The organism is Gordonia sp. (in: high G+C Gram-positive bacteria), from assembly GCF_049299075.1.
Classification (GTDB): Bacteria; Actinomycetota; Actinomycetes; order Mycobacteriales; family Mycobacteriaceae; genus Gordonia.
Genome location: NZ_JBAQWU010000506.1, coordinates 1 through 3,256, shown reverse-complemented (window position 1 = coordinate 3,256; position 3,256 = coordinate 1). Strand labels below are relative to the sequence as shown.

At 68.2% G+C, this 3,256-nt stretch carries 3 protein-coding genes and 1 pseudogene; 2 read left to right on the top strand and 2 right to left on the bottom strand.

The window, feature by feature from the left end; genetic code table 11:
- Positions 1–149: 149 nt before the first annotated feature.
- Both deoC and WAW85_RS16045 read right to left on the bottom strand, forming a co-directional pair.
- Positions 150–803: a deoxyribose-phosphate aldolase gene (gene deoC, locus WAW85_RS16050; RefSeq protein ID WP_422560586.1), complete on the bottom strand. Its 654-nt coding sequence runs from the start codon at positions 801–803 to the stop codon at positions 150–152.
- Between the two features lie 165 nt (positions 804–968).
- A complete protein-coding gene (locus WAW85_RS16045; RefSeq protein ID WP_422560585.1) occupies positions 969–1,628 on the bottom strand; it encodes an MBL fold metallo-hydrolase in 660 nt (219 codons plus the stop codon).
- A 109-nt stretch (positions 1,629–1,737) separates the two neighbouring features.
- On the opposite strand from WAW85_RS16045, the gene WAW85_RS16040 reads away from it, so the two are divergent.
- Together WAW85_RS16040 and WAW85_RS16035 are read left to right on the top strand one after the other, a co-directional pair.
- The gene (locus WAW85_RS16040; RefSeq protein ID WP_422560584.1) at positions 1,738–3,099 is read left to right on the top strand and encodes an acyl-CoA dehydrogenase family protein; all 1,362 of its coding nucleotides are present in this window, start codon (positions 1,738–1,740) and stop codon (positions 3,097–3,099) included.
- Positions 3,099–3,256 (top strand): annotated as a pseudogene (locus tag WAW85_RS16035) (acyl-CoA dehydrogenase); the annotation flags it as partial. The gene WAW85_RS16040 and the pseudogene WAW85_RS16035, both read left to right, overlap by 1 nt.

The following is a 3,256-nucleotide window of genomic DNA, read 5'->3' as shown; positions in this document are numbered from 1 at the left end:
GGTCAGCGGGCCAGCGAACCGCGATTCCAGGTCGGCGAGGGCGGCAGCGTCGCCGGCTGCGGCGGCGGCAATTACCTCGTCGAGTTCGACCTGCGTGGAGCGGTCCGGGTCGTGGGCGCGCCAGGTGCGCGCGGCGTCGAGTAGATCGCTCATCGGTTCAGCTCTTCGAGAATGGCGGCCGACGACGAGAGACCGAGCCGGGAGGCGCCGGCGTCGATCATCGCGGTCGCCTGCACTGCAGTGCGGATCCCCCCGGAGGCTTTAACGCCGAGGCGATCGCCAACGGTCGCGCGCATCAGGGCGACAGCGTGCGCGCTAGCGCCACCGGCCGGATGGAAGCCAGTCGAGGTTTTGACGAAGTCGGCGCGCGCGGTCTCCGCGGCCCGACAGCAACCGACGATCTGCCGATCGGTGAGGGCGGCCGATTCGATGATCACCTTGAGGACCACCGGCGGCGGGCAGGCGGCGCGGACCGCGGCGATATCAGCCTGGACCGCGTCGAAGTCGTCGTCCACTGCGTCGGCGAGGTTGATCACCATGTCCACCTCGTCTGCCCCGCAGGTCACCGAGTCGGCAGCTTCGGCGGCTTTGATCCCACTGTGGTGCGCACCGGAGGGGAACCCGCAGACCGTGGCGACCTTGAGTCCGTTCGGGACGGCGACTGGGAGCATGCTGGGCGAGACGCAGATCGAGTACGTGCCGAGTGCTGCCGCCTCGTCGATCAGCGCCCGCACCTGCTCGGCGGTGGCGTCGGGCTTCAACAAGGTGTGATCGATCAGTACTGCGACGTCGTCGCGCTTCATAGCGTTTCCCTCGTTCGACCCGACAGGTGAATCCACGCGAATGCGGGTGGTGAGAGAAAATCTATCGCGGTCCCGCCCTGCCCGGCAGGCGATCATCGCAACTGCGAGCCCGCAGTTCCGGCGCGGCAGGACCGGCGCATCAACCTCCCGCACCGACGGCCCCCACTACAACTCGCGACGGTCTCCCGGCGCGAGCACGGTGAACTCCGTGGCGACCGGCTTCATCTCCTCGATCCGGGCATTGTGGATCTCCCGACCGGCGTCGGACTGGACGCCCTGATGGATCGGAAAGGCGATGCGCGGATTGACCGCGCGCAAGTAGTCGACCGACTCACTCAGCTTCATCCACGGGGCCGCGGCGGGCAGGGCGAGCACGTCGACCTGTTCGCCCGGAATGTAGAAACTGTCGCCCGGATGCAGAAACGCCGCGGTCCGGTCCGGTGCGTCGAGCACGTAAACGGTGTTGTCGACGACCGGGATTTCCGGGTGGATCACCGCGTGCCGTCCACCGGTGCCGCGCACAATGACCGCGCCGACGGCGAACTCCTCCCCGGGTCCGAGCACCGACCACGCGCCCATGCCGCCCGCGCCATTGAGCTGCAGAGCGGTCTGCCGATCGGCGTAGCGGCGGGCGGCGGGGTTGGCTGCCACCAGCGCCGGGAGCCGCGCCAGGTCAGCATGATCGGGGTGCTGGTGGGTGATCAGAATGGCATCTAGCCCGGTGAGCTCCGCGAAGCCGAAGGAGAGATTTCCCGGGTCGAAGAGGATACGAGATCCCGCCAGTTCCACGAGCACACAGGAATGTCCGTACGACGTGACCAACATGACCCCATGCTGCCACGTGACAACGTCCTTACCGCGAAGTAAGGTTGTTCTTACTGCGGAGTAAGATCATCCGCGAGATGACCCCTCGTCCCCGTCGAGAGAGACAGACATGACCGAGAAGACCACGACCCCCAAGGACACCAGTTCGGTCGGTGCGCAGGCGCACAAGCGCAGTCCGATCGGGGTGGCCATGCGCGCCCTGACCGCGCTCACCGGCTCGGAGTTCGCCAATAAGTACAACCTGCGCGAGCCGATCAACCGGGTCGCCTTCGAAGCCACCCGGACGGGTTTCAAGACCCTCGGCGCCGCCAGCCGCACCTTCACGCCGTCGGCCGGCGGTGGCAGCCCGGAGCGCCCGGTCGTCAGCCCGAAGGGGTACTTCAACCTCAATCCCGACGACGAGCAGGCGATGATCGCCGAGACCGTCCTGGATTTCGCCACCGAGATCCTGCGTCCGGCCGCCTATGAGGCCGACAAGAACGCCGCGGCCCCCGCCGAGATCCTGGAGCGCTCCGCCGAGCTGGGCATCACCATGATCAACGTCCCCGAGGCGTTCGACGGCGCCGCCTCCGAGCGCGGTGTGGTGACCAACGCACTGGTCGCCGAGGCCATGGCCCAGGGCGATATGGGCCTGGCCCTGCCGCTGCTCGCCCCGAGCGGTGTCGCCACCACGCTGACCAACTTCGGCACCGACGCACAGCAGCAGACCTACCTGCCCGACTTCGCTGGCGAGAACGTGCCAGCCTCGGCCGTCGTCATCGCCGAGCCGTGGCCGCTGTTCGATGCCTTCAACCTGCGCACCAAGGCCACCCGCGTACCCAGCGGCTACCGCCTGGACGGCGTGAAGAGCTTTGTCCCGAACGCTGGCGACGCCGAGCTGTTCCTGGTCGGCGCCATGCTCGACGGCCGTCCGGCGATCTTCATCGTCGAGTCCGACACCGCCGGCCTGTCCGTCGAGGCCGACCCGGGTATGGGGCTGCGCGCCGCTGGCATGGGCCGGCTGATCCTCGACGGTGTGTCCGTCCCGGAGAGCGCGGTCCTCGGCGGCGATACCGCCGTCGAGGCGTACACCGACGTCGTGCGGCTGTCGCGGCTGGGCTGGTCGGCACTGGCCGTCGGCACCGCCAAGGCCGTCCTCGACTACGTGGTCCCCTACGTCAACGAGCGCGAAGCCTTCGGCGAGCCGATCTCCAACCGCCAGGCGGTGGCCTTCATGGTGGCCACCATGGCTACCGAGATCGACTCGATCCGCCTGGTGACCCTGCGCGGCGCGTCCCGCGCCGAGCAGGGCCTGTCATTCGCCCGCGAGACCGCGCTGGCCCGCAAACTCACCATCGACAAGGGTCTGCAGATCGGCCTGGACGGCATCCAGCTCCTCGGCGGCCACGGCTTCACCAAGGAGCATCCGGTCGAGCGCTGGTACCGCGATCTGCGCGGCGCCGGCATCGGCGAGGGAATCGTGGTGCTCTGATGGCTATCAATCTCGAACTCCCCCGCAAGTTCGCTGCCAACATCGACCAGGCCCGCCAGGCCGGTCTGCAGGTGTTCCGGCCGATCTCCCGCAAGTACGATCTCGCCGAGCACGAGTACCCGGTCGAACTGGACACCCTCGCCGCACTGTACGACGG